1 rRNA gene is annotated in these 2381 nt (G+C 53.3%); it reads left to right on the forward strand.

Annotated elements, in window-relative coordinates:
* Positions 1-2357, forward strand: a 23S ribosomal RNA gene (locus VF709_RS24710); the annotation flags it as partial.
* Positions 2358-2381: the final 24 nt, after the last annotated feature.

Here is a 2381-nt window from a genome sequence, read left to right on the forward strand (position 1 = left end):
GGTGTGACTGCGTACCTTTTGTATAATGGGTCAGCGACTTATATTCTGTAGCAAGGTTAACCGTATAGGGGAGCCGAAGGGAAACCGAGTCTTAACTGGGCGTTAAGTTGCAGGGTATAGACCCGAAACCCGGTGATCTAGCCATGGGCAGGTTGAAGGTTGGGTAACACTAACTGGAGGACCGAACCGACTAATGTTGAAAAATTAGCGGATGACCTGTGGCTGGGGGTGAAAGGCCAATCAAACCGGGAGATAGCTGGTTCTCCCCGAAAGCTATTTAGGTAGCGCCTCGTGAACTCATCTTCGGGGGTAGAGCACTGTTTCGGCTAGGGGGCCATCCCGGCTTACCAACCCGATGCAAACTACGAATACCGAAGAATGTTATCACGGGAGACACACGGCGGGTGCTAACGTCCGTCGTGAAGAGGGAAACAACCCAGACCGCCAGCTAAGGTCCCAAAGTCATGGTTAAGTGGGAAACGATGTGGGAAGGCCCAGACAGCCAGGATGTTGGCTTAGAAGCAGCCATCATTTAAAGAAAGCGTAATAGCTCACTGGTCGAGTCGGCCTGCGCGGAAGATGTAACGGGGCTAAACCATGCACCGAAGCTGCGGCAGCGACACTCTGTGTTGTTGGGTAGGGGAGCGTTCTGTAAGCCGTTGAAGGTGGCCTGTGAGGGTTGCTGGAGGTATCAGAAGTGCGAATGCTGACATAAGTAACGATAAAGCGGGTGAAAAGCCCGCTCGCCGGAAGACCAAGGGTTCCTGTCCAACGTTAATCGGGGCAGGGTGAGTCGACCCCTAAGGCGAGGCCGAAAGGCGTAGTCGATGGGAAACAGGTTAATATTCCTGTACTTGGTGTTACTGCGAAGGGGGGACGGAGAAGGCTATGTTAGCCGGGCGACGGTTGTCCCGGTTTAAGCATGTAGGCGGAGGTTCCAGGTAAATCCGGTACCTTTTAACGCTGAGGTGTGATGACGAGGCACTACGGTGCTGAAGTAACAAATGCCCTGCTTCCAGGAAAAGCCTCTAAGCATCAGGTAACATCAAATCGTACCCCAAACCGACACAGGTGGTCAGGTAGAGAATACCAAGGCGCTTGAGAGAACTCGGGTGAAGGAACTAGGCAAAATGGTGCCGTAACTTCGGGAGAAGGCACGCTGATATGTAGGTGAAGCCCCTGCGGGTGGAGCTGAAATCAGTCGAAGATACCAGCTGGCTGCAACTGTTTATTAAAAACACAGCACTGTGCAAACACGAAAGTGGACGTATACGGTGTGACGCCTGCCCGGTGCCGGAAGGTTAATTGATGGGGTTAGCGGCAACGCGAAGCTCTTGATCGAAGCCCCGGTAAACGGCGGCCGTAACTATAACGGTCCTAAGGTAGCGAAATTCCTTGTCGGGTAAGTTCCGACCTGCACGAATGGCGTAATGATGGCCAGGCTGTCTCCACCCGAGACTCAGTGAAATTGAACTCGCTGTGAAGATGCAGTGTACCCGCGGCAAGACGGAAAGACCCCGTGAACCTTTACTATAGCTTGACACTGAACACTGGTCCTTGATGTGTAGGATAGGTGGGAGGCTTTGAAGCGTGGACGCCAGTCTGCGTGGAGCCATCCTTGAAATACCACCCTTTAATGGCTGGTGTTCTAACGTAGACCCGTAATCCGGGTTGCGGACAGTGTCTGGTGGGTAGTTTGACTGGGGCGGTCTCCTCCCAAAGAGTAACGGAGGAGCACGAAGGTTAGCTAATCCTGGTCGGACATCAGGAGGTTAGTGCAATGGCATAAGCTAGCTTGACTGCGAGAGTGACGGCTCGAGCAGGTGCGAAAGCAGGTCATAGTGATCCGGTGGTTCTGAATGGAAGGGCCATCGCTCAACGGATAAAAGGTACTCCGGGGATAACAGGCTGATACCGCCCAAGAGTTCATATCGACGGCGGTGTTTGGCACCTCGATGTCGGCTCATCACATCCTGGGGCTGAAGTAGGTCCCAAGGGTATGGCTGTTCGCCATTTAAAGTGGTACGCGAGCTGGGTTTAGAACGTCGTGAGACAGTTCGGTCCCTATCTGCCGTGGGCGCTGGAGAATTGAGGGGGGCTGCTCCTAGTACGAGAGGACCGGAGTGGACGCATCACTGGTGTTCGGGTTGTCATGCCAATGGCACTGCCCGGTAGCTAAATGCGGAAGAGATAAGTGCTGAAAGCATCTAAGCACGAAACTTGCCCCGAGATGAGTTCTCCCTGAGACTTAAAGTCTCCTGAAGGAACGTTGAAGACGACGACGTTGATAGGTCGGGTGTGTAAGCGCAGCGATGCGTTGAGCTAACCGATACTAATGAACCGTGAGGCTTAACCTTACAACGCCGAAGATGTTTTGGCGA

It is taken from the genome of Enterobacter sp. Lyrl_3 (assembly GCF_051948675.1).
Taxonomy (GTDB): Bacteria; Pseudomonadota; Gammaproteobacteria; order Enterobacterales; family Enterobacteriaceae; genus Enterobacter; species Enterobacter cloacae.